The sequence below is a fragment of the Flavobacterium sangjuense genome, assembly GCF_004797125.1.
Lineage (GTDB): Bacteria > Bacteroidota > Bacteroidia > Flavobacteriales > Flavobacteriaceae > Flavobacterium > Flavobacterium sangjuense.
Genome location: NZ_CP038810.1, coordinates 1,965,823 through 1,991,508 on the forward strand (window position 1 = coordinate 1,965,823; position 25,686 = coordinate 1,991,508).

Sequence of the window (25,686 nt, forward strand, 5' to 3'; positions counted from 1 at the left end):
AAATGAACAAATTGTTAATAACTTGTAAATTAGTTAATTAATGCATGGCTTCGCTCATATCTACTTTGTTTTTTCCTTTTTTTACCAGTAAGATAAACGGAATGCAAAATAGAAAAAGCAAGCCCAAATAAAGGAAAATATCCATATAGGATAAGACCGAACTTTGTTTGGTAATGCCAAAATCTATGACCTTATACGCTTTTTGCAATGCCACTTCGGGGCTAAATCCCTTAGACATAAATCCTCTTTGCAAAGCATGTAATCTGTTTTGTACTTCAATTCTTGTTGGGTCTAAATGTGCAATCAGGTTTACACGGTGTTCCTGACCAAAACGGGCAATGAAAGTGGTGATAATGGCAATTCCGAAAGAACCTCCAAGCTGACGCATCATTCCGGTAAAAGCGGCACCTTCACCAATACTTTTTCCTTTTAATGCTGAAAGCGATAAGGTTGTAATGGGAACAAAAAGAAATCCTAAACCAAATCCACGAACAATAAGCGGCCAAAACATATGCTCTTCGCCGGTATCTGGTGTCATAATATCATGCATCCAATACGTAAAAACAAAAAACATCAAAAATCCGAGTGCCACCAAATAGGTTTGAGGAACTCCTTTTTGTATCATCTTACCAATAAAAGGCATCAGGACTGCCACAGTGATAGAACTCGGAACTAAAAGTAAACCCGCATCTGTCGCTGTCCAACCCAAAATAGATTGGGTATAAATCGGCACAATGAATGTACTTCCATACAATCCAAATCCCATGATAAAGCTCATTACTACACCGACTTTAAGGTTACTGTCTTTAAGTACACTTAGGTTTACAATAGGGTATTTATACGTGAGTTCGCGCCAAATGAAAAAGAATAAGCCAAGGAAACTGATTACGGCTAAAGTGCTAATCGTATTGTCATTAAACCAATCGTCCTGCTGTCCGTGTTCTAAAATGTATTGCAACGAACCTATAAAAGCAGATAGCAATCCAATTCCCAACCAATCGACCTGATTGGCTTTTAGTTTTTCACCATACTTTGGACTTCGGACAAAAGTTAAAGTCAATAGTGTTGCTACAACTCCGATTGGCACATTGATATAGAAAATATAAGGCCAGGAAAAATGATCAACAATATAACCACCTAAAGGCGGACCAAGCGTTGGGCCAACAATAACTCCCATTCCGTAGATAGCTTGCGCCATTCCACGTTTTTCGATAGGATAACTTTCGGTGATAATGGTTTGCGCTGTTACTAATAGAGCGCCACCACCCAAACCTTGGATAAATCGGAAAGCGACTAATTCCCAAATGGTAGAGGCATTTCCACACATGAAAGAAGCAACCGTAAAAATGATAATCGAAGCAGCAAAGTAATTTCTACGACCAAATTGCTGTGACAACCAACTCGTCATCGGAATTACAATAACGTTTGCAATTGCATAAGCAGTGATTACCCAGGCTACATCAGTTAATGTGGCACCAAGGCTTCCACGCATATTGTTAAGCGCAACGTTTACAATCGTGGTATCAACAATTTCGAGCAACGCACAAAGCACTGCGGTAATCGTGATGATTGTCCTGCGAAAACCATATTCTACTAAATCTTCCTGAACTACTGGTGCTTTAGCCATTTTAATTGTTATTTTAAATTTTGAATTCTAAATTTTAAATTATTTCAAAATAACATCAACATCGGCATTCATTCCGGAACGCAATAATTGCAGTTTGTCTTTTGGATTGTTTTCTGTGAAATTAATTCTAACAGGAAGTCTTTGCACGGTTTTTACAAAGTTTCCACTGGCATTATCTGGAGGCAAAAGGGAAAATTTTGAACCGGTTGCCGGAGAAAATGAAGTGATTTCACCTTCAAATTCAGCACCCGGAAACGCGTCTATTTTTAGTTTTACTTTTTGACCCGAACGCATTTTGTCTAATTGCGTTTCTTTGAAATTGGCAATAACCCAGGTTTCATTGTTGTTAACGATGTAAAATAATGATTGTCCCGCTTGTACCAATTGTCCCGGTTGAATGTCAACTGTAGAAACCTGACCGTCAATAGAAGCAGTGACAACAGTGTAACCCAAATTCAAATTAGCAGCATCTAAACTTGCCTGTGCTTTTTTGATATTGGCAGCTGCCACTTGGACTTGTTTATTACTTACGTTAGTTCTTGCAGATGCTACATTTCTTTGAAAAGCGGAAGCTTTTTGTTGGTCAATCAAAATCTGTAACTGGCTTTGCGCTTCCTGTTTGGCGGCTTCGGCTTGTTCAAATTGTTGTTTTGTAATCGAATGATTTTTGTACAAATTATTATAACGGTCAAAGTCGGCTGAAGCTCTGCGTAATCTAATTTTAGCCGTTTCAATTGAACCATTGGCAGATTGCACGTTTGCGTCAGAAACAGAAACACCTGCTTGTGAAGTTCCGATATCGGCTTTAGCCACTTCGAAACTATTTTCGGCTGCAGCCAAATTCGCTTTAGCTTCTTCGACTTTCACAATGTAATCGTTGTTATCAATCACAAAAAGAGTATCGCCTTTTTTGACAATATCATTGTCTTTAACCAAAACTTTGGTAATATATCCCGAAACCCTTGGGATTATTGGATTCATTTTTTTTGCCACTTGCGCGTCATCAGTCGTTTCGTGTGACAAAGAATGAATGTATTTGTAACCGCCATACACTATTCCTAAAACCGCAAGGGCAATGAATATTAAACGGAATTTTTTATTTGTAGCTGCTTTATTTTCCATGGTTTTGAATATTTTATTTTTGATTGATGTTTAATGACGCCGTTAATTTTCCGGAAGCAAATTGTAATTCGTAATACTTTTGAGCCACATCGGCTTTAGATAACGCCTGATTTATTTTGGCCTGTAATTGTTGAAAGTCAGCTTCCAGCAAATCATTGGTATCCGAAAGACTGTTGTCGTATTTGTCTTTTACGATTCTGTAGTTTTCAGTCGCCTGAATAACAGCTTTGTCGTAAACCAAACTTTGTTTCAACGAAAGATTGTAATTTTCCTGTGCCTGAAACACTTCTTCTTTGATTTGGTCAGTCATTAGCGATAAAGCGATTTCCGTTTCTTTGGTTTTGCTTTGTGCCAGTTTTACGTTTTTACTGTTTTTGAAGATGTTTGATAAATCATAAGATAAACCAACACCAACATTCATGGCATTCGTAACAGTAAGCACATTATTCAAATCAAAAGCTATGTAACCTCCGGTTAAAGACAATGAAGGATAATAGTTTGCTCTGGCGATTTTAATACCGCTTTCGGCCGCCTGTTTTTTAAGTTCCAATGATTTTAAATCGTTTCGTTCGCCTTGCCCTGAATTTACCTGATTGCTCGCCATGTCTCTTTTTACGGCTTCAATATCGATGTCGACTAGAGTGTTTTCAGGTAATTTTAATAAAGTGATTAATTTGTAGTTGGCAATAGAAGTGTTTTTCTTAGCATTATCCAACGATAATTGCACATTGGATTGTTGTAGTTGCGCTTTCAGCAAATCATTTCGGGCAATCAGACCGTTTTCTTCCATAGCCGTAAAATCTTTCACACGCTGGTCTGCAGTTTTTAAATTGTCTTCAATCAGCTCAGTCATTTGCTGGGCTTTGTAAAGACTGGCAAACAATTCTACGACTTCCAAACCAATTTGCTCTTTAGAATGCTTTTCAGAGAAGGTTTCTGCTTTATACATACTATCAGACTCGTTAATGCTGTTCTTTAGCTTAAATCCATTAAAAACAGGCATAGATGCATTTACTTGTCCCAATAGCAATTGATCAACTTTCAATGGTTTGGCTGGTTCAGATGAGGTGCTATTCGACTGGAAATTTGAATCGACATGAGCGCTCGATAATCTCAGGTATTGTCCGGATGCTTTCACACTTGGATAACGATTATTTTTGGTGACGTCTAACTCTAGTTTCGCTGTTTGTACTTTGGCTTTGGCTAATGATGCAGCATCGCTATTGCTGACAGCCATTTCTACAGCTTCTTTCAAGGTAAGTAGTTTTTTTTCTTGCGCTTGATTTTTGGTAAAAACCAGAATCAGCAAGGCGATTAAAACCAATTTGTTAATTTTCATATACAAGTAATGCTTTTATGGTTTTTTGAATGTGCTGTGTGAGTGTAGTGGCGATATAATTTTCGTATTCGGCTTCCGTTTTTAAATCAAAGATTTTCATGTATAACGGCTTGTTCATGTGGAATTGGAAATAGGTTCCCATGATAATAGGAGGAAGCAGGGCAACATTGATGTCTTTGTGGAATTCGCCGCTATCTTGTCCTTCTCTGATAATGTTTTTGAATGTCTCTAAGTTATTTTGTTTCATTTCGGTGAAGCTATCAAAGTTCAGTTCTCTTTTTTTGGTAGAAAACTCAAAGTGGATAATTTGATAGATGCAGCGGTTTTTGTTTATGCGGCTGATATAAAGCTCAACCATTTTGTCAACCTTAGCGAAAGGAGGAATGTTTTCATGGTAAAGGCTTTCCAATTGCAGGCGCATATCTGAAATCCTGTTCAGTACTAAGGCTTCCAGCATTTTCTCTTTAGAACCAAAATAATAAGATATCATGGCAATATTGACATTGGCTTTTTTGGCAATATCCCGAACCGATGTTCCATCAAAACCTTCTTCTGCAAATAACTGTTCAGCTACCTGAAGAATCTCTAATTGTTTTTCATTAAATTCAGTCATGATTTGTGTGTGTTTAAACCGAGGACAAAATTAAACAACTGTTTAAATTAAACGTTTGTTTAATATATTTTTAACATGAAATTAACAAAAAAGCAACCATAGATAAATACTATAGTAAATAATTAAAATATTAATTATCAATGCTATATAAAAAATTATCTAAAGTATATTTTGGATAAATGTAGAAATGCCTGAAATAGGATTGCTAGCAATGAATTGAATAAAACTACTGCCAATGATGACTCCTTTTTGGTGTTTTGTGGCTTGTTCAAAAGTGGTTTTGTTGCTAATTCCGAAGCCAATTATCTGCGGGTTTTTCAAATTCATGGATGCGATTCTTTCGAAATATTCTAATTGATTGTCGTCAAAACTATCTCTGCTCCCAGTCACACTAGAACTGCTGACCATATAAATAAACGCATTGGAATTGGCGTCAATCAATCGGATTCGCTCTTCCGAAGTTTGTGGTGTGATTAAGAAAACCATAGCAATACCATAGCTTTCAAAGAGTTCTTTGTATTCAGAAATATAAATTTCTAACGGCAAATCCGGGATTATCAAGCCGTCAATACCGGTTTCCTGGCATTTTTTTAGAAAGTTATCTGCTCCAAATTGCAAAATGGGATTAAAATATCCCATTATGATTAACGGAATTTCTACTGTTTCTCTGATGTCTTTGATTTGCTCAAACAGAATTTCGGTCGTCATTCCGTTTTTTAAAGCTTGTGTAGAACTCGCTTGAATAGTTGGTCCATCGGCCAATGGATCGCTAAAAGGCAAGCCGATTTCAATCATATCAACCTTGTTTTCGGCTAAACTTTCAATTAAACTTTTAGTGTCGTTTAAATTAGGGAAACCTGCTGAAAAATAAATAGATAGTATTTTTTTATTCTCTGATAATTTGTTTTGGATTCTATTCATTTTTATAAGTTGAAATAGTTGATATACGTATTCAAATCTTTATCGCCACGGCCGGATAAATTAATTACAACAACATCTTCGGGCTTGAATATCTTTTGATGCAAAACCGCCAAAGCATGTGCGCTTTCAATCGCTGGGATAATACCTTCGGTTTTGGCTAATGCAATTCCGGCTTTCATAGCGTCATCGTCTGTAATAGCGATGAACTCAGCTCTTTTAGTCTTAAACAAATGCGAATGCATTGGACCGACACCAGGATAATCCAAACCTGCAGAAATAGAGTAGGGCTCGGTGATTTGTCCGTCCTGCGTTTGCATCAACAGTGTTTTGCTTCCGTGAATTACTCCGATTTTTCCAAGGATAGAAGTCGCGGCACTTTCTCCGGAATCAACGCCTTTTCCGGCTGCTTCAACAGCGATGAGGTTTACGCTTTCATTATCCAAAAAATGATAAAAAGCCCCGGCAGCATTGCTTCCACCACCAACGCAGGCAATCACATAATCCGGATTTTCTGTATTTTCATGTTCTAAAAGCTGCTTCTGAATTTCCTCTGAAATCACACTTTGAAACCGTGCCACCATATCGGGATAGGGATGAGGTCCAACAACGGAACCAATGATATAAAACGTGTCAAGAGGATTGTTAATCCAATCACGAATCGCTTCGTTAGTAGCGTCTTTCAGGGTTTTTGATCCTGAAGTTGCGGGACGAACTTCGGCTCCAAGCATCTTCATTCGGGCTACATTTGGTGCCTGGCGTTCAATATCGATTTCGCCCATATATACAATGCATTGCAAACCCATAAGTGCACAAACCGTTGCGGTAGCTACACCGTGTTGCCCTGCACCGGTTTCGGCTATGATTCTGTTTTTGCCTAATCTTTTGGCTAACAATATTTGCCCAATGGTATTGTTGATTTTATGTGCGCCGGTATGACATAAATCTTCGCGTTTTAAATAGATTTTGGTTTTGAATTCTTCCGACAACCGTTTCGCAAAGTACAATGGCGTTGGTCTGCCGACATATTCTTTCAGCAGCGAATGAAATTCGTCCTGAAAAGAAGCTTCAGCAGTTATGGATAAATACTGTTGACGCAACTCTTCCACATTCGGATATAACATTTCAGGGATGAATGCGCCGCCAAATTCGCCATAAAATCCATTTTCGTCTACATTGTAACTCGTTTTCATAGTTTATTTCTTAAAAGCGTTTATAAGCTGTTTTGTTTTTTCTGTTGATTTTAATCCGGGCGATAATTCCAGTTTGCTGTTGCAGTCAATTGCAATGCAATTTTTGGAATGATCTTTTTTAAGAAATGATATTATTTCTTCGATGTTTTCTACTCCAATTCCCCCACTTAAAAAGTAAGGTTTGTCTAAATTATAGTTTTCTAAAACAGACCAATCGAAAGTAAGACCGTTGCCTCCATAATTGGTTCCCTTGGTATCAAAAAGAAAGCAATCGCAATAGTTATAATATTTATTTAAAGTGTTAAAATTAAATAGGTTATAGACGCTAAATGCTTTTATCACTTTAAATTTGTTTTGCTGTAATAAATGACAAAATTCAGGACTTTCATCTCCATGTATTTGAATAAAATCCAATTCATATTGCTTTACTTTTTCCTGAATTTCTTCCAATGAGGCATTGACAAAAACACCAACTTTTTTTATCGCCTTTGGCAAATTTGGAATATCGTCTTCAAAATTGCGCGGTGACTTTTCATAGAAAATGAAACCCATAAAATCAGGCTGCAATGAAGCTATTTCGCTGATATTATCAGGAAACTTCATACCACATATTTTGATTTTAACTGTCATTATTCTTTTAGTTGATTGATAAATTGCTCCAGACTTTTGCCTGGACTGTCAGTTTTCATAAAATTCTCTCCAATTAAAAAGCCTTGAAATCCGTGACTTCTCAATAGATTTATGTCGTTCGTTGTGGTTAAACCGCTTTCAGATATTTTGACAAAGTCATTCGGAATGTGATTTACCAAATCAATACTGTTCTGCAAACTCACTTCAAATGTTTTTAGGTTTCGATTGTTTACGCCAATCAAATCAAGGCTTGGCATGATACTTTTTTCTAATTCTTCCAGGTTGTGGACTTCAAGTAAAACCTCTAAAGCCAGTGATTGCGCAAACTCCGAAAGCTGTTTGATTTCTTCTTTGGATAAAACGGCAGCAATCAGCAGAATGGCATCAGCACCAAAGGCTTTAGCTTCCAATAACTGATATTCATCTACAATGAATTCCTTGCGCAATAACGGAATCTGGACTGATGCTCGTGCCAAAAGCAAATCTTCTAACGAGCCGCCAAAATATTGTGTGTCAGTTAAAACAGAAATTCCTGAAGCACCCGCATTTTCATAACCTTTCACCACTTCTTCTGCCGAAAAACTGTTGTTAATTGTGGCTTTAGAAGGCGAACGGCGTTTGTGCTCAGCGATAATCCCAAATGGTGAATTGATTATCGACTTGCGCAAAGAGTTCGTTTTTTTATTGAACAAATCGGAGTTTTCCAACTGCGCAACCGAAACTATGCTCTTCTTCAGAGCAATTTCCTTCTTTTTACTGGCGATTATTTGATCTAAAATACTCATGCGTTTTGGCTGATTTGTTGCAGTTTTTGTAATTTTTCTAAAGCTTTTCCCGATTGTAAACTTTCTTTGGCTTTAGCAAATGCATTAATTATTGAAGAATTCTCAACTGTTGAAATCGCCAGCGCTGCATTGGCACAAACCACATTTTGTTGTGCTTCAGTTCCTTTTCCGGAAATGATATTCATAAAAATTTGCGCTGATTCTTCTATGGTTTCTCCGCCTTTAATTTCTTCGAAGTACAATTTTGACAATTTGTAATCATCAGCATTGACAATACTTTCAGAGTTTTTGGTAATCATCTTGGCATCGGCAGTTAACGAAATTTCATCATAACCATCCAAAGCATGAAGAATCGTATAATTCACATTGGTGTTTTGATACAAATACGCATACATACGCGCCAATTCCAAGCTAAAAACGCCAACCAATTGGTTCTTTGGAAACGATGGATTCACCATTGGGCCAAGCATATTAAAGAAGGTTTTAACGCCTAATTCTTTCCGAATCGGACCAACATTCTTCATCGCCGGATGGAACAAAGGTGCATGAAGTATGGCAATATTGGCTTCGCCCATGCATTTGGCAAGAAAGTCTTTTTCATTGCTGAATTTCACGCCTAATGTTTCCATCACATTACTCGATCCAGAAATGGAAGAAACTCCGTAATTTCCGTGCTTTGCAACGTGAATTCCGGTTCCGGCAACTACAAATGAAGCAAGTGTTGAAATATTGAACGTATCTTTTCCATCACCACCGGTTCCGCATAAATCTATTGTATTGTACGCAGAAAAATCTACCGAAATACAAAGTTCCAAAAGCGCCTCACGAAAACCTGAAAGCTCCTCAATGGTAATGTTCCGCATCATATAGACTGTCAAAAACGAAGCAATTTGGCTTGGATTATATTGCCCAGAAGAAATGTTGACCAGAACTTCTTTGGCTTCAGCTTTTGAAAGCGTTTCGTGATTTATTAATCGGTTTAAAATTGTTTTCATGAGTTTACCCAGTTTTCTAAAATTTGTTTGCCAAAAGGCGTCAAAACGCTTTCGGGGTGGAATTGCACACCTTTTACATCAAAGGTTTTGTGGCGTAGTGACATGATTTGTCCGTTTTCATCTGTTGAAGTGATTTCCAAAACAGTTGGAAAATCAACATTGGCAACTACCCAGGAATGATAACGCCCGACTTCAAAATCATTTGGCAAACCATTAAAAAGCGTTTCGTCTGTTACAGATTGCGTCACTTTTGTAGCAACACCGTGATAGACTTTATCAAGGTTTATAAGGCTTCCGCCAAAAACTTCTCCGATGGCTTGTTGGCCCAAACAAACACCAAGTATGCTTTTGCTTTCGGCATACTTTGAAATCACAGCTTTGAGCAAACCGGCTTCATCTGGTATTCCCGGACCTGGTGATAATAAGATTTTATCAAAAGCTTGTAATTCTTCCAATTCAAATTCGTCGTTTCTGAACACAGTAACTTTTGTATTCAAATCTTCCAGATAATGAACAAGGTTGTAAGTGAAACTATCGTAGTTATCTATAACTGCTATCTTATTACTCATGACTTTAATAATTGTTTTTTTGGTATTCGTGAATCTTCGATTTCATAATTATATTGTTTCTGCTAATTCCAAAGCTTTATTCAAAGCTCCTAATTTATTATAAACTTCCTGCATTTCGTTTTCTTCCGAAGAACTTTCTACGATTCCCGCGCCAGCCTGATAATGCAATTGATGATTTTTGGACAGGAACGTCCGAATCATAATGGCGTGATTAAAATTGCCTTCAAAGTCCATAAAGCCTATCGCACCGCCATAAAAGGTTCTGTTGGTATTTTCGATTTCTTCTATTAATTGCATGGCTTTGTGTTTTGGGGCACCGCTTAACGTTCCGGCGGGAAAGGTGTTGGCAACCAAATTCATTGAACTCCCGGTTAGTTTTCCGGTGACTTTGGAAACCAAATGAATCACATGCGAAAAGAACTGTACCTCTTTGTATTTTTCCACTTTGACTTCAGTACAATTTCGGCTTAAATCATTTCGAGCCAAATCAACAAGCATAACGTGTTCGCTGTTTTCTTTAACATCTTCGGATAATTTTTTGGCCAATTCGGCATCTTGTTCGTCGTTTCCTGTTCGTTTGAAAGTTCCGGCGATTGGATGTATTTCGGCATGCTTATTAGAAATTACGAGCTGCGCTTCGGGCGAAGACCCAAAAATCTTGAAATTTCCATAATCAAAAAAGAACAGATAGGGTGAAGGATTTATATTTCGCAAAGCGCGATAAACATTGAATTCATCACCTTTAAAAGCTTGTGAAAATCGTCTGGATAAAACTAATTGGAATACATCACCACGATGGCAGTGTTTTTTGGCTAAAGCTACATTCGATTTAAATTCGGCATCAGTCAGATTAGAAACCGAATTCCCTTCTTTGGTAAAGCGATAACTCGCAAAGGTTTTGGTTTGCAATAGTTGCTCAATTTCCTTGATATTATTGGTGTTGTCAATGCTATGGCAAAAGATATAGGCTTCGTTTTTGAAATGATTGATGGCGATAATATTTTGGTAAACCGCATAATACAAATCCGGAATTGCTAAATCATCGGTTCTTTTCTGAATGCTTATTTTTTCGAAATATTGCACCGCATCGTAATTGATATAACCAAACAAACCATTGTTAATGAACTTGAAGTTGTTGTTTTCGGGTTTGAATCGCGAGGCAAATTCTTCAATCACTTTTGGAACATTCACAGCAGTGGAAATAGCAATTTTTTCAGAACTTCCATCAGGAAAAGAACTCACAATGGTATTATTTTCAAGTTTTATCGAAGCGATAGGATTGCAGCAGATATAGGAGAAACTATTGTCGGCAGTATGATAATCGCTGCTTTCGAGCAAAATGCTATTTGGAAACTTATCCCGAATTTTGAGATAAATGCTAACCGGCGTAATCGTGTCGGCGAGGATTTGTTTGTGCTGTGTATGTAATTGAAACTGTTGCATATGAAAGTTGTTAAAATGAAAAAAGACCTGCCGTGAATGACAAGTCTTTTATATTATTTGGATAAATGATACCAATAATGGACTATTTCACGACGACTGACGTAAACTATTCCACCACCAAGTATTATTTAAAATGTTCATATTTTATTTTTTGTATTAAACAAATATAGGAATGTGTTTTTGATTTCCAAACAAAAAATAAAAAAACCTCGAAAATTTCTTTACGAGGTTTTTCATAGCAATAATTCCCTAATTAGAACTGTAGGTTAACAGTTAAGTCGAAATCATCATTGATCGCTTTGTCTCCAATGCTTTCAAAGAAGCTTTTTGAACCGTATTTGATATCGTATTTAGTTCTGTCAATTTTTACAACAGATGAAGCTGTATTTCCTTTTACTGCCAAATCAAAAGTTACAGGGTTTGTAATTCCTTTGATTGTTAAATCAGCTGTTACAGTATAAACACCAGCTGCTTTTGTAGCAATTTTTTTGAATACTAAAGTAGATGTTTTGAATTTTTCTGTACTAAAGAAATCATCTGATTTTAAATGTCCGTCTAATTTTGCTTTCCAATCACCTGATAAATCAGTTGTGTTTACAGATGTCATGTTTACAGTGAAATTCCCACCGGCAACTTTTCCTTTTTTGAAAATTAATGTACCGTCTTGGAAATTAACAGTTCCTGAGTGTTCTCCGGTTACTTTTTTTGCATTCCAGTTAATGGTGCTCTTTTCAACATTGATTTTTTTACTTTGTGCTGTAGCTACTGTTGTTCCGAAAGCTACGAATAATGCAATTGCAATTGTTTTTAAATTTTTCATTGTTTTTAATATTAAGTATTGATTATAAATTTATAAATAATTCTTCGTTTGATTTGCGCACTTTAACATAGTGTTGGGTTGTGTCTTCTTCGTGACGATAACCAACAGTAGCAATTAAAGAAGAATTTAATCCTAGTTTATCCAGACCAAGTATTTCATTGACTTTTTCAGGTTCAAAACCTTCCATTGGTGTTACATCAATGTTTAATTCGGCAGCAGCATTCAAAAGATTTCCCATTCCTAAATAGGTTTGTTTTGCTGTCCAAATATTTCTTTTCTCTACCGGAAGTGTCGTAATTTTTGACTTCATGAAATCACCATATCCTTGTATTGCTTCAGTTGGCAAACCTCTGGTTTCTGATATATTGTTTAAATAATTATCAATTTCGTCATCACCAAAATCAGTTATATTAGCAAAAACCAATAGTTGTGATGCTTCTACAATTTGAGATTGTCCCCAAGCTGCAGGCTGTAATTGTGCTCTCAATTCAGGATTGTCAATGATTAAAACTTTGTAAGGTTGTAATCCATAAGACGAAGCTGATAAACGAATCGCTTCTTTTAAAGTTTCTAAATCTTCTGCTGATACTTTCTTTGTAGTATCAAATTTTTTGGTGGCATAACGCCAATTGGCGTTTTTTATAAAATTTGTCATAGTCAGTTATTAATTAATCGTTCTGTATTTTTCTAATAAGGTATTCAATTGTTCTAACTCGGCTTGAGTTAGGTTTTTTGCAAAAAGCTTTTCGTGTTCCAATACAAAAGGATCTAATTCATTTAAAATATTTAATCCTTTTTGTGTAATCAGTACTTCAATTTTTCTGCGGTTATCCGGGCAAACTTCTCTGGTTACAAAATCTTTGAGAAGTAATTTGTCAATCAGTCGGGTAGTGTTGCTGTTTTTGGCTAACATTCGTTCCTGAATGATGCACATATTAGCAGGACAACCTTTTTGACCACGAAGTATTCTCAAAACATTATATTGTTCGCTCGATAAATCATATGGTTTCATTATTTCAGCAAACTTATCATTGATAACGTTTTGCGTATACATAATATTCAGAATGACTTTTTTGGCATCATCCATAGTTACTGTCGATTTTATTACGTCTTCTATTTTCATAATTACCAGTACAATATTTGTAGGTACAAATGTATAACATATTTTCATTTGTATATACAAATGTTTGTTATTTTTTTGTTAATTTTTAATAGAGTGGAAGTTTAGCCTTTTATCAATGGGATTTAAAATAACAATGAAGTATATTTGTTATTCAAATAATAAAAGATGAATTTATCACAAGAAGACTGGAAATCAAAATTAGAAAACGATCCTAATGCCGTTATCCTTGATGTTAGAACAGAGGAGGAATGGAATGAAGGGATTATTCCCAATGCCGTTTTAAACGATATATATAAAGGACAGGGATTTCTATATAAATTAGACGAATTGGACAAATCCAAAAACTATTATGTCTATTGCAAAGCTGGTTCAAGAAGTGCTCAAGCCTGTGCTATCATGAACCAAATGGGTTTTGAAACAACGTTTAATCTGGAAGGCGGTTTTATGAAATGGAAAGGCGATGTTGCTTTTCGCGATGAAAATTAATTGATGCCAAATGAACATTCCAACGTCAAAAAATCCTCGTGTTGTTATTATTGGTGGCGGTTTTGCCGGAATAGCAATAGCCAAAAAACTTCGAAATAAGAATGTTCAGGTGGTACTGATTGACAAGCACAATTACCACACATTTCAACCTTTATTATATCAGGTTGCAACTGGCGGATTAGAAGCCGGTTCTATTGCATATCCAATCCGGAAAGTTATTCAGGAATATAAAGATTTTTATTTTCGATTGACTTCGGTTAAAGAGATTGACACCAAAAATCAAAAAATAATCTCCGAAATAGGGGATTTGGATTATGACTATTTGGTCATTGCCACAGGTTCCAAAACCAATTATTTTGGCAATAAAGAAATCGAACGCAATTCGATGTCAATGAAAACGATTCCACAGTCGTTAAATATTCGAAGTTTGATTTTGGAAAATTTTGAACAAGCGGTTTTAACCAAAAATCAAGCGGATAGAAATACCTTAATCAATTTTGTTTTGGTTGGTGCCGGACCAACAGGTGTGGAGCTTGCCGGTGCGTTGGCCGAAATGAAAAAAGCAATCCTTCAAAAAGACTATCCCGATTTAGATATTGATAAAATGCAAATCAATCTTATTCAAAGTGGTGACAGAATTTTGAATACGATGAGTGAGAAGTCATCTAAAGCTGCTGAAAAATTCCTGCTGGATTTAGGTGTGAAAATTTGGAAGAATGTCCGAGTAACCAATTATGACGGAAGAACGATAACCACAAATACCGATTTAAGCTTTGATTCTGCCACCGTAATTTGGACAGCAGGCGTTCAAGGCGTTAAAATAATCGGACTAGATCCAAAATCTTTAATTGAAAAAGTGGAAAGAATTCGGGTAAACCAATACAATCAAGTGGTTGGCTATGATAATATATTTGCCATTGGCGATATATGTTCAATGGAATCAGAAAAGTATCCGCAAGGTCATCCCATGATGGCGCAGCCGGCCATTCAGCAAGGGAAATTGTTAGGAGAAAATTTGGTTAAGCTAATCCATAAAAAACCGATGACTCCATTTGAATATAACGACAAAGGTTCGATGGCCACTATTGGACGAAATCTGGCAGTTGTCGATTTACCGCATTATCATTTCAGTGGTATTTTTGCCTGGTTTGTATGGATGTTTGTGCATTTGTTTTCATTAATTGGCTTCAAAAACAAAGCGGTTGTTTTCCTCAATTGGGTTTATAATTATATTCGTTTTGACCGCGAAGGACGATTAATCATCAGACCATTTAAAAAGAAAAGTTTCACTACGTTTACGAGTGATGAAGTTTAGATTATGAAAAAAGTAATTCTTTTATTTCTCATAACTCTATTGGTTTGCTTCGCCAGTTCGCTTACGCTCGTGTCCTGCAAATCAACTTATCTTGATTCAAAAAAATCACCAGCTTTACTAGATATAGCTAAGGAAAATGACAGCAACGCTTTTGTCAATCTTCGAAATTACAGCAACGATTTTGTGTTTGATATGAAATATGCTACAGCCGATAATTTCCTAAAAGAAAAAGTATATCCTTGTGATGAATGTTTCCTGCGGGTTAAAACGGTGAAAGCTTTATTGGAAGCCAACAAATCGTTTTTGACAAAAGGCTACAGAATAAAACTCTACGATTGTTACCGACCAAAAGCAATTCAGAAAAAGATGTGGAAAATCGTTCCCGATGCTAATTTTGTGGCGAATCCAAAGAAAGGCTCTATTCACAATCGTGGTGGCGCAGTCGATATTTCGCTGGTTGATTCACTTGGTGCAGAAGTTAATATGGGAACCAAATTTGATTTCTTCGGAGAAGAGGCAAGTCATAATTACCAAAACTTATCGGAAGAAATTTTGGCTAACAGAAAATTTTTAAAAGAAATTATGCTGCAACACAACTTCAAATCGTTTGATTCGGAATGGTGGCATTATAATTTAAACGGAAGTAATAAAGACGAAGTTTCTAACCAGAAATGGCATTGCGCTGACTAATTTTCAACACACTTCAAATAGTTGATAAAGTAACTTTCGGGTTGATAGGTTTTTTTGTCCAGCTCAGCCGTAAATTCTGTTTTAAAAGGATAATCTATTGTTTCTCCGGCAAATTTTATTCTTATATAGGTTACAGGCGAAACTTTTAACTCTTCATAATTTTCCTTTGAAAACACAAATGAACCTATCAAAATCCTGCTATTTGGGCTATTCTCATTTTGAATTAATGTACCACAAGAGTCATTTCCGACATATATCAAAGTCACAATTTTACCATTATTTAATTGCAAATAAATACGTGAATTCGCATCAAAACAATTGGCTTTGATAAAGCCTGAACTTCTTCGTAAAATTTGTGCTTCAAGACCCAAAATACCATTGTTGCTGGTCAGGTTAAAAAAAACATTGGTAGAATTACCCGCAAAACTTCTCTCAAAAACGATAAATTGTTTGGTCGATTTATAAGTACCTAAACTATCGGTGACATTGGTATCTATTTCGCATGGCTTTTGAGAAAATACATTCAGGCTGGCAAAAAGAAATAAGGCTAAAACTATCTTGTTCATTATCTATTTTAATTTGCCGCAAAGTAAAACTATTTTATTATTATTTACATCAGTTGTGAAAAAACAATACACATTTCCGCCATCTTTAATTTTCCATTTTTTGCGAATGTTTTCAACCGTTTCCGGAAAATTCCGAGTGGTAATATTGGCTTTTTTGTTTTCCAAAACCGATTTCATATTTGATTTGTTGTATTCAAAGCAGTTTTCAATTTCAAAAACTCTTCCCGGAAAATCAATCAAAGTATCCGAAGTATAAAGATGCGAATGTTGGTGCAGCTTTTCAACCTCAAAATGAGTTGTAATTTCATCAAATCCACCCGATTTCATGATAGCGGCGTTGGGTTCGTAAACATATTTTTTTGGCAAACTATAATTTGAAACTGATGCGTTTCCGAGTTTAAAAGTAAATTTTTCTGTCGCATCTTTTGTCAGGTTGCAAGTGACAATTTCAATGCTTTTAGAATAATTTTTTTCTAAAATCCAAAGCAATTCTTTGACTTCATTTTCCAGCGCAACAACGTGAATGGCTTTTACATTTTTCAATTCTGATAATCCGGCGGTTATATCAAGAATCGGAGCTGTTTTTATCATGATGTTATTGGCAAATCCAAAATAAAAATCCAGCAATTCAGGAACATTCGGCAAACAATCTTTAAGCATAAATACTTTGCCTTTAGCATCATTTCGTCTGGAAGGATCAATATAAATCCAGTCGAACTTTTGATTTAATTTTGCCAGAATTTCAGAACTGTCACCTGCAAAACATTCCATATTTTTTAGATGCAATTGTTCAATGTTATGCGCAACAATTTCCGATAATTCCGGATTGATTTCGCAATGAACTAGCTGATTTACTTTTTTGGAAAAATAAAAATCATCTACACCAAAACCGCCAGTCAAATCAATCAGTTTGTCGCCGGAAATTAATTCTGATTTGTATTCAGCCGTTTTTTCAGAAGAGGTTTGCTCAACAGAAATTTTGCCTGGATAATATATATTCGAAGTTTTGAACCAAGTGGGAAGTTTGCTTTCGGCTTTCTGTTTGGCCGCAATTTGATTTAGAATTGTTGTCCAGTCCGAAGCTGGAAATTTGTTTTTTTGCAACGCTAATTTAGATACATCAACATTTATATTTGAAGTAATAAACTCTTGAATTTCTTCCGATAAAATGGATTTATCCATAGGTTGTAAATTTCATTAAAAATAAAAAAAACTCGCCAGCAATGACGAGTTTTTAGCAAATTTATATAAATAATTATTATGGTTGCGCAAAAGAAAATCTAGCTCCACCAGAAGCAAAGATGGCGTCCATTCTGGCTTTTTGACCTGCAGAGAACATGTACATTCCTCTATCATCAGTATAATCCATATAATTCATAGTCATTTCAACCGGAGCTCCTGAGCAAGTACTGTAATGTGGATAAGTAGGAACGCCATAATTTGGTGCGTTATGAGATGGCGTATCAGAAACTAAATCATTTCCGCAAGTAGCATCACCCCAAATATGACGAAGGTTTAACCAGTGACCCACTTCGTGAGTTGCCGTTCTTCCTAAATTATAAGGATAGCTTGAACTTGAATTGCTGTAAACACCAAAATACAATGGGTCGATTACAACGCCATCAGTAGCAGATGAACCGCCAGGAAACTGGGCATAACCCAAAATTCCACCACCAATAGTTCCAACCCAAAAGTTTAATTTTGTAGATGGACTAGTCGGATCTAATCCGCCTTGTTTTGATTTCTTGATAGCATCTCTTGTTCCCCATGAAGTTTTAGTAGTTGCTTTTCTAATAACCTGGTCTAAAACAAATGAGATTCCAACATTAGCTTTTACACCTGAAAACAAAGCCGGAACTTGATTATAATCAGTGTTTTGAGCATTGAAATCTTTGTTTAAAACATCAATTTGAGATTGAATTTGAGCTTGAGAAAGATTTCCGGCCGCATTTCTATACAACACATTTACAACAACAGGAATTTCAATTTTGCCATTTACCAAACGATATTGGTTTGGGTTTCGTAAAGCATTTTCAGTAAATTCCTCGATTTGACTCATCTTTACAGCCAGTTCCGGATTTTCTTTTAATTGTCTTTCCAGTACTTCCTGAGAAGCACAAGCTCTTTTTGATACTTTAGGGGTGATTTGTGAATCATCTTCTTTTTGACAAGAAAACAAAGCCATAATGATGGCTAAGGATAAACAGGTTTTTTTCATTTTAATTTGGGTTTTTTTTCGCTGCGCTCCAGATTAAATAATTTTCTTAATCTCAAATGCCTCGAGTGGTTAATTAATTAGCACAATTTTATGAAATATTTTAGCAGTTTGCTAAAAAAGGATGGCTACTTTTCAACAAATCGATGAACAACATCAATTTTTAGGATTAACCATTAATTGCCCAATAAAAAAGAAAGAAATAAACTATAGGTTAATTATTGAAAATATAATTCAAAATATTAGCACCCATTTTTAATGCTTTTTCGCGCACTTCTTTTGGGTCATTATGAACTTCCGGATCTTCCCAGCCATCGCCCAAATCACATTCAAACGTGTAGAGCAATACCAATCGGTTGTCAATAAAAATCCCAAACGCTTGCGGACGTTTGCCATCGTGTTCATGGATTTTTGGTAATCCATTGGCGAAAAGATTTGGCTTTTGAAAAATAGGATGGTTTGCAGGCACTTCAACCAAATCATTGTTAGGGAAAATACGTTTTATTTCTCTGCGGATATATTGATCCATACCATAATTGTCATCGGCATGAAGAAATCCACCGGAAAGTAAATAGTTTCTCAGGTTGCTGATTTCGGCATCGCTAAAAACCACATTGCCATGACCAGTCATGTGTACAAAAGGGTAAGAGAAGATTTCAGAACTTCCGGGTTCAACCGTAGCCGGTTTTGGTTTGATATAGGTATTAATCGTTTGATTGGCGTATTTTATAAGGTTTGGCAATGAAGTCGGATTCGAATACCAATCACCACCGCCACTGTATTTTAGCAACGCAATTTCCTGAGAGAAACCTGTTGCTGAAATCAATACAATAAAAAGGAAAAATAGTTTTTTCATGTTAAGCTTCATTCTTAAAAACCACGCTGTGACAAGCCACAATAGCAGCTGTTTCTGTACGTAACCGTGTTGTTCCCAAAGATACAGGAATAAAATTAGCAGCAATCGCCTGTTGGATTTCTTTAACAGAAAAATCACCTTCAGGACCAATCAGTATGGTTACGTCTTCATTGGGTTTTAATTCATTTTTCAACGATTTCTTAGCTGTTTCCTCGCAATGTGCAATAAATAATTGTCCGGAATTTTGAGTTTTGACAAAATCTTTAAAGCTGATAGGGTCGTTTAATTTTGGCAAATAATAATGCAAAGATTGCTTCATCGCTGATTCTAAAATCTTCTGAAACCGATCTATTTTGATTACCTTTCTTTCGGAATGCTCACAGATAATTGGCGTTATTTCCTGGATTCCAATTTCGGTTGCTTTTTCCAAAAACCATTCGTAGCGTTCGTTCATTTTGGTAGGAGCAACAGCTAAATGCAAACGAAATTTTGATGCTTGCTGTTTCTCAAAAGAAACAATTTTTACGGTACATTTATTATCTGATGCAATGGTAATTTCGGTTGTAAATAAAAAGCCTAAACCATTTGTAACGTGTAAAATATCGCTTTCTTTTTTACGCAGCACTTTAATAATATGCTTGCTTTCTTCTTTGTCAAAAACAAAGGAAGTCTGGGTTTCGTTTATCGTTGGATTATAGAATAACTGCATCGTTTTTAAAATTCTATTCGTGCTTTAGAAACCACATTAGCATCCGAAAATTTATCGTGTAAATATTTTTGATAACCTACAATTCCAATCATCGCAGCGTTGTCTGTAGTGTATTCAAATTTGGGAACAAAAGTTTTCCAGCCGTATTTGCTCTCAGCATCTTTCAACGTCTGACGAATACCCGAATTCGCAGAGACACCACCACCAATCGCAATCTGGTTTATTCCTGTTTCGGCTACAGCCAATTTCAATTTATCCATTAAAATTTCGATAATGGTATGCTGCACCGAAGCACAGATATCGGCTTTGTTTTCTTCGATGAAGTTTGGATTTTCGTGCACATTTTTCTGAACAAAATAGAGTATCTGTGTTTTTAAACCGGAGAAACTAAAGTTCAAGCCCGGAATTTTTGGTTTGGTAAACGGATATTTTTTTGGATTACCTTCTTTGGCAAATTGGTCAATCAATGGGCCGCCGGGATAAGGAAAGCCTAATATTTTTGCTGTTTTGTCAAAAGCTTCACCAACAGCATCATCAGTAGTTTCGCCAATAATTTCCATATTGAAAAAGTCATTGACTTTCACAATTTGAGTATGTCCACCCGAAATGGTCAAGGCCAAAAATGGAAATTCAGGTTTGTCAAATCCTTCTTCGTCAATAAAATGTGCCAGAATATGAGCATGCATGTGATTCACAGCAATCAGCGGAATATTCAAAGCCATAGCTAAAGATTTTGCAAAAGAAGTGCCCACCAAAAGTGAACCCATCAATCCCGGGCCTTGGGTAAAAGCGATAGCTGACAACTGATTTTTAGTGACATTAGCTTTCTTTAATGCCACGTCAATAACCGGAACAATATTCTGTTGGTGTGCTCTAGAAGCCAGTTCAGGAACGACACCACCATACTCTTCATGAATGCTTTGTCTGGCTACAACATTGGAAAGAACAACATCATTTCTTAAAACTGCAGCTGCAGTATCGTCGCATGAACTTTCAATAGCCAGTATAAAAACTTCTTCAGGATGCATAAAAGGCGCAATTTTTGATTTATATTTGACAGTCGATCTGAGAAAATCAAATGTAAAGATTTTTACAAAGGTAATTTTCTTTCCCAAGTCAAAAGAATAATTGGAAAAAATTAAAACAAATAACGGTTTTAAAAGATTTCGAAAAATACTTATCCGCACTATTATTGCGCTGTTACTGCTATTGTTACTGCTAAGCATAGCGCTTTCTCTTCCGGTTGTGCAAACTAAAATTGCACATTATGCCACCGATAAAATCAACAAAGAATACGGAACTCACATCAATATTGAAGAAGTTGCTGTAACTTTTTTTGGTGGCGTTAAACTCAAAAAAGTTTTGATTTTAGACCATCATAACGATACGCTGATTTATTCACAACGTATTAAAACCAGTATTTTAGATTTGAACAAGCTCATAAATGGGAAGTTGCTTTTTGGTGATTTGCGATTGGATTATTTTTATTTGCAAATCAAGAATTACAAAGGAGAGAAACACACGAGTTTGGATGTATTTGTTGATGCTTTTGATGATGGAAAAAAGGCTAGTGGTAAGTTTCTGATGAAATCGAAGAATGTTTATCTTACCAACAGCCGTTTTGTTATGCTGGATTATAACAGACCAAATCCCAAAGATGTTGATTTTACCAAATTAAATGCACACCTAAAAGATTTTCAAATCAAAGGTCCAAATGTTACGACAAATATAAACTCCATGACTTTCCACGACCATCGTGGTGTTCAGGTCGACAATTTAGCAGCAAATTTTACGTATACCAAGTCAAATATAATTCTGGAGAAGTTAGAAGTAACTACCAAAGAATCTTTTTTGAAAGGTCATGTAGTTTTAAAATACAACAAAGACAATCATGATTTTAGTGATTTTAATAATCGGGTAAAATTTGATGTAACCCTTGACAGCACTACATTGGCAACCAATGACATTCGTCATTTTTATAAAGAATTGGATAAAAACCAAAAGTTTTCCCTGAAGTCAAAAATCAAAGGAACACTAAATGATTTTTACGCGACCAATGTTGATTTAAAAGATTATAAATTTTCGACCATCAGAGGCGATGTCAATTTTAAAAATCTGTTCCCACGTGCTCCCGGAAAGTTTTATATGAAGGGAGATTTCAAACGAATAACCTCAAATTATACCGATTTAACGAAACTGTTGCCGAATATTCTCGGGAAAAAACTGCCAACTTCTTTGCATAAACTTGGGCAGTTTAATTTTGTCGGAGATATTGAAGTCACGCAACAATACATTAATGCCGATTTTGTGATGAATACGGCACTCGGAATAATTGAATCCGATTTGCATATGTCTGATATCAATAACATTGACAACGCTAAATACAACGGAAATATCATTTTGGATGGTTTTGATGTTGGCGACTTAATCAATGATAAAACCATCGGTAAAGTGAGTATGAATATTGATGTTGATGGTAAAGGATTTACTCGAAAATACATCAACACCTCTTTTGCAGGCGATGTTTATCAATTGAAATATAACGGTTATAATTACACCAAAATTATTGTAGACGGTAGCTTCAAACAGCCAATATTTAAAGGAGAATTCTATGTAAATGATCCAAATTTATTTATGGATTTCAACGGAATTCTGGACTTATCCAAAAAAGAAAACATCTACGATTTCCACTCCAAAATTGATTATGCCAATTTGGTAAAACTGAACTTTATTAAAGATTCCATTTCTGTTTTTAAAGGCGATATCGTAGTAAAAGCAACCGGAAATTCTTTTGACAATCTGAAAGGAAATCTGTTACTTACGAATTCCTCTTACCAAAATAAAAAAGACTTGTTTTTTGTGGATTACCTAAACATCAATTCGAGTTTTGATGCCAATGGAGAAAGAGCAATTGTTATCAATTCTCCTGATGCCATTGATGGTTCGGTGGTTGGAAAATATAAATTCAACCAATTACAGAAAATGGTAGAGAATTCTTTGGGAAGTTTTTATTCCAATTACAAACCCAATAAAGTGCTACCCAATCAATACCTGAAATTTGATTTTGATTTAAACAGTAAAATTATAGAGATATTTAATCCGGATATTTCTCTTGCCAAAAACACAAAATTAAAAGGAAACATTAGTTCGGACAGCAAGAATTTCAAACTCGATTTCAGTTCCCCAAAAGTAGTTGCCTATGACAATACGTTTGATAACATTTTAGTTCAGGTTGACAACAGAAATCCTTTGTATAATGCCTATGTTCAATTAGATTCGATAAAAACGAAGCATTATAAAATCAGGGATTTTAGTATGATTAATACGTTTTCGAATGATACGCTACAATTCAGAACCGAGTTTAAAGGCGGAAAAAAAGGCAATGATTTTTACAATCTGAATTTTTATCACACGATAAATAATGAGAATAATAACGTGGTTGGTTTTAACAAATCTGAACTGCAGTTCAAAGATTATTTATGGTTTTTAAATGAAAAGGAAAACCCTGAAAAAAGTAAAATTGTCTTTGATAAAAAACTCAGCAATTTCTCGTTCAATGATATAGTTCTGTCACACGGAAACGAAAGCATCAATTTTATTGGCTCATGGAATGGTAAGAGGAATAAGGATTTGCAGCTCACATTTGACAATGTCAATCTGAATAAAGTCACGCCCGATGTCGAGAAATTTAAGTTTGACGGAAACCTAAACGGGAAGATTAATTTCAAACAAAGCAATGCCATTTTTCAGCCTACATCAACCTTGCAGATAGACAGTCTAAAAGTCAATGATATTGCGCTTGGGAAAATGAATTTGGATATTCAGGGAGACGAAACATTGCGTAAATTTCATTTGAATTCCAATTTAGAAAATCAAAATGTAGAAGCTTTTGCTGCCAATGGAGACATTCAGATTGTTGATGACAAAACCTTATTAGACATTGATTTGAGTTTTGATAAATTCAACCTTGGCGTCCTAGGAAAAATAGGAGGAGATGTTATTACCAATATTAGAGGATTTGCTTCCGGAAACGCCAGAATTGATGGTGATATTAACGATTTAGATTATAACGGAAGACTGTTTGTTGATGAGGCCGGATTGACAATTCCGTATCTAAATACCGATTATGTGTTTGATAAGAATTCCGTAGTTGATGTTACCGAAAACAAATTTATAATCAGGGAAACCAATATTACCGATACTAAATTCAATACCAAAGGAAATTTGAGCGGCTATATCAAGCACAAACAATTTGGCGATTGGCAGTTGGATTTGTCTATTTATGCCAAACGACTTTTGGCTTTAAATACGGTCGATCAGGAAGATGCGGCTTATTATGGAAATGCTTTTATGAATGGCTCGGCAAGTATAAAAGGGCCAACCGGCAATTTGATGATAAAAGTGGATGCGGAATCCGCTAAAGGGACGGATATTAAAATTCCGATAAACGATGCCGAAGCCATTGAAGACAGCAAATACATTCGTTTTAAAACGCCTGAAGAAAAGAAAAAGAAGGCAAATGCAAACGTTGCGCAGGCTAATAATTACAACGGACTTGAATTGGAATTTAATTTTGAGATTACCGAAATTGCCAATATTGAAGTAATTCTTAACAGAGAAAGTGGCCACGGTATGAAAGGCAAAGGAAACGGAACGCTGCTGTTTAGAATCAACACCTTAGGAAAATTCCAAATGTTCGGAGATTTCTCAGTGGTTTCCGGTTCCTATAATTTTAAATACGGTGGATTAATTGATAAGAAATTCGATGTAAAAAAAGGAGGCTCTATAAATTGGACTGGAGATCCAATGGCAGCAGTTTTAAATCTTGAAGCCGTTTATAAAACTACCGCAAATCCTGCGGTTTTAATTGACAATCCATCATTCAATAAAAAGGTTGATGTTGAAGTTATTATTGGTGTCAAAGGAAATTTGACCAGTCCTGAACCCGATTTTAATATCAATTTTCCAAATGTCGGAAGCTCATTAAAATCGGAGATTCAATATAAACTGGATGATAAAGATGCCAGACAAACGCAGGCGCTTTACCTGCTTTCTACAGGTAGTTTCTTGAGTCAGGATGGAGTTAACCAAAATCAGTTATCCAATAATTTATTTGAAAAGGCCAGTAGTCTTTTTAGTGACATATTCTCGGGAGATAATGATAAGATTTCTATAGCACCTGAATATATTGTTGCCGACAGAACTCCGGGACAACAAACGGACGGACGATTTGGCGTTACCGTTTCTTCTAAAATAAATGACCGAATTACGGTTAACGGTAAAGTCGGTGTACCTGTTGGCGGAATTACCGAAACTGCCATTGTTGGCGACCTTGAAGTGCAGTACCGTGTGAATAGAGACGGTACGCTTAATTTGAGAGTATTCAATAAAGAAAATGACATTACTTATATTGGTCAGGGAATTGGATACACTCAAGGAATAGGAATGTCTTACGAAGTTGACTTTGATACTTTTAAAGAATTGGTAAACAAGATTTTCAAAAAAGACGTAATTGAAACAATTCCACCCAATGTCAAAATCGAGGTAGATGATTCAATGCTTCCTGATAGTATTGAGAAACCCGAAGAAAAAGACAAGAAAAATGTAGAGCTAAAGCCAAACCAAGAGGCAATTCCGGTTGAGTAATTGCATCGCAATCTCGCTAAAAATCT

Annotated in this window: 24 protein-coding genes; 4 read left to right on the forward strand and 20 right to left on the reverse strand. The window is 35.8% G+C overall.

The window, feature by feature from the left end:
• Positions 1-37: 37 nt before the first annotated feature.
• The 14 genes from GS03_RS08585 to GS03_RS08650 all read right to left on the reverse strand — a co-directional run bounded on the left by GS03_RS08585 (position 38) and on the right by GS03_RS08650 (position 13,177).
• A complete protein-coding gene (locus GS03_RS08585; protein ID WP_136152131.1) occupies positions 38-1,627 on the reverse strand; it encodes a DHA2 family efflux MFS transporter permease subunit in 1,590 nt (529 codons plus the stop codon).
• A gap of 39 nt (positions 1,628-1,666) precedes the next feature.
• A complete protein-coding gene (locus tag GS03_RS08590; RefSeq protein ID WP_136152132.1) occupies positions 1,667-2,749 on the reverse strand; it encodes an HlyD family secretion protein in 1,083 nt (360 codons plus the stop codon).
• A 13-nt stretch (positions 2,750-2,762) separates the two neighbouring features.
• Positions 2,763-4,088, reverse strand: coding sequence for a TolC family protein (locus GS03_RS08595; protein WP_136152133.1), 1,326 nt, complete (start codon positions 4,086-4,088; stop codon positions 2,763-2,765).
• Positions 4,078-4,701 (reverse strand): TetR family transcriptional regulator, encoded by a 624-nt coding sequence (locus tag GS03_RS08600; protein WP_136152134.1) that lies wholly within the window; start codon positions 4,699-4,701, stop codon positions 4,078-4,080. The genes GS03_RS08595 and GS03_RS08600 overlap by 11 nt, the downstream gene beginning before the upstream one ends.
• Positions 4,702-4,860: 159 nt before the next feature.
• A complete protein-coding gene (gene trpA, locus GS03_RS08605; RefSeq protein WP_136152135.1) occupies positions 4,861-5,622 on the reverse strand; it encodes a tryptophan synthase subunit alpha in 762 nt (253 codons plus the stop codon).
• Positions 5,623-5,624: 2 nt separating this feature from the next.
• A complete protein-coding gene (trpB, locus tag GS03_RS08610) occupies positions 5,625-6,812 on the reverse strand; it encodes a tryptophan synthase subunit beta (protein ID WP_136152136.1) in 1,188 nt (395 codons plus the stop codon).
• A gap of 3 nt (positions 6,813-6,815) precedes the next feature.
• Positions 6,816-7,415: a phosphoribosylanthranilate isomerase gene (locus GS03_RS08615; RefSeq protein WP_136152137.1), complete on the reverse strand. Its 600-nt coding sequence runs from the start codon at positions 7,413-7,415 to the stop codon at positions 6,816-6,818.
• 26 nt (positions 7,416-7,441) lie between these two features.
• Entirely contained in the window at positions 7,442-8,227 is a 786-nt protein-coding gene (trpC, locus tag GS03_RS08620) for an indole-3-glycerol phosphate synthase TrpC (protein ID WP_136152138.1), read from the reverse strand.
• On the reverse strand, positions 8,224-9,222 hold the full coding sequence (gene trpD / locus GS03_RS08625; protein WP_136152139.1) for an anthranilate phosphoribosyltransferase: 999 nt from the start codon (positions 9,220-9,222) through the stop codon (positions 8,224-8,226). The genes trpC and trpD overlap by 4 nt, the downstream gene beginning before the upstream one ends.
• Positions 9,219-9,791 (reverse strand): anthranilate synthase component II, encoded by a 573-nt coding sequence (locus GS03_RS08630; protein ID WP_136152140.1) that lies wholly within the window; start codon positions 9,789-9,791, stop codon positions 9,219-9,221. The genes trpD and GS03_RS08630 overlap by 4 nt, the downstream gene beginning before the upstream one ends.
• Before the next feature lie 48 nt (positions 9,792-9,839).
• Positions 9,840-11,234, reverse strand: a complete 1,395-nt coding sequence (locus tag GS03_RS08635) for an anthranilate synthase component I family protein (protein WP_136152141.1) — start codon at positions 11,232-11,234, stop codon at positions 9,840-9,842.
• Positions 11,235-11,487: 253 nt separating this feature from the next.
• Complete coding sequence (locus tag GS03_RS08640) at positions 11,488-12,054, reverse strand: YceI family protein (protein ID WP_136152142.1); 567 nt, start codon at positions 12,052-12,054, stop codon at positions 11,488-11,490.
• 22 nt (positions 12,055-12,076) lie between these two features.
• The gene (locus GS03_RS08645) at positions 12,077-12,709 is read right to left on the reverse strand and encodes an NAD(P)H-dependent oxidoreductase (protein ID WP_136152143.1); all 633 of its coding nucleotides are present in this window, start codon (positions 12,707-12,709) and stop codon (positions 12,077-12,079) included.
• Positions 12,710-12,718: 9 nt separating this feature from the next.
• Positions 12,719-13,177 carry a MarR family winged helix-turn-helix transcriptional regulator gene (locus GS03_RS08650; RefSeq protein WP_136152144.1) on the reverse strand — a complete coding sequence of 153 codons (459 nt, stop codon included), beginning with the start codon at positions 13,175-13,177 and terminating at the stop codon, positions 12,719-12,721.
• 165 nt (positions 13,178-13,342) lie between these two features.
• Here GS03_RS08650 and GS03_RS08655 point away from each other — a divergent pair, with 165 nt between their 5' ends.
• The 3 genes from GS03_RS08655 to GS03_RS08665 are packed head-to-tail and all read left to right on the forward strand — an operon-like array spanning position 13,343 to position 15,668.
• Positions 13,343-13,663: a rhodanese-like domain-containing protein gene (locus tag GS03_RS08655; RefSeq protein WP_136152145.1), complete on the forward strand. Its 321-nt coding sequence runs from the start codon at positions 13,343-13,345 to the stop codon at positions 13,661-13,663.
• A 10-nt stretch (positions 13,664-13,673) separates the two neighbouring features.
• Complete coding sequence (locus GS03_RS08660) at positions 13,674-14,978, forward strand: NAD(P)/FAD-dependent oxidoreductase (protein WP_136152146.1); 1,305 nt, start codon at positions 13,674-13,676, stop codon at positions 14,976-14,978.
• A gap of 3 nt (positions 14,979-14,981) precedes the next feature.
• Positions 14,982-15,668: a M15 family metallopeptidase gene (locus GS03_RS08665; protein WP_136152147.1), complete on the forward strand. Its 687-nt coding sequence runs from the start codon at positions 14,982-14,984 to the stop codon at positions 15,666-15,668.
• On the opposite strand, the gene GS03_RS08670 is transcribed toward GS03_RS08665, so the two are convergent.
• From GS03_RS08670 to tsaD, 6 genes are all read right to left on the reverse strand, one after another.
• Positions 15,665-16,234 (reverse strand): hypothetical protein, encoded by a 570-nt coding sequence (locus GS03_RS08670; RefSeq protein ID WP_136152148.1) that lies wholly within the window; start codon positions 16,232-16,234, stop codon positions 15,665-15,667. The genes GS03_RS08665 and GS03_RS08670 overlap by 4 nt on opposite strands.
• Before the next feature lie 3 nt (positions 16,235-16,237).
• Positions 16,238-17,416: a THUMP-like domain-containing protein gene (locus tag GS03_RS08675; RefSeq protein ID WP_136152149.1), complete on the reverse strand. Its 1,179-nt coding sequence runs from the start codon at positions 17,414-17,416 to the stop codon at positions 16,238-16,240.
• A 76-nt stretch (positions 17,417-17,492) separates the two neighbouring features.
• Positions 17,493-18,452: a zinc metalloprotease gene (locus GS03_RS08680; RefSeq protein ID WP_136152150.1), complete on the reverse strand. Its 960-nt coding sequence runs from the start codon at positions 18,450-18,452 to the stop codon at positions 17,493-17,495.
• A 211-nt stretch (positions 18,453-18,663) separates the two neighbouring features.
• On the reverse strand, positions 18,664-19,305 hold the full coding sequence (locus GS03_RS08685) for a DUF4159 domain-containing protein (RefSeq protein WP_136152151.1): 642 nt from the start codon (positions 19,303-19,305) through the stop codon (positions 18,664-18,666).
• Between the two features lies 1 nt (position 19,306).
• Complete coding sequence (locus GS03_RS08690; protein WP_136152152.1) at positions 19,307-20,014, reverse strand: 16S rRNA (uracil(1498)-N(3))-methyltransferase; 708 nt, start codon at positions 20,012-20,014, stop codon at positions 19,307-19,309.
• A 5-nt stretch (positions 20,015-20,019) separates the two neighbouring features.
• The gene (gene tsaD / locus GS03_RS08695; protein WP_136153092.1) at positions 20,020-21,042 is read right to left on the reverse strand and encodes a tRNA (adenosine(37)-N6)-threonylcarbamoyltransferase complex transferase subunit TsaD; all 1,023 of its coding nucleotides are present in this window, start codon (positions 21,040-21,042) and stop codon (positions 20,020-20,022) included.
• Between the two features lie 100 nt (positions 21,043-21,142).
• On the opposite strand from tsaD, the gene GS03_RS08700 reads away from it, so the two are divergent.
• Positions 21,143-25,660: a translocation/assembly module TamB domain-containing protein gene (locus GS03_RS08700; RefSeq protein ID WP_136152153.1), complete on the forward strand. Its 4,518-nt coding sequence runs from the start codon at positions 21,143-21,145 to the stop codon at positions 25,658-25,660.
• The last annotated feature ends 26 nt before the right edge of the window (positions 25,661-25,686 follow it).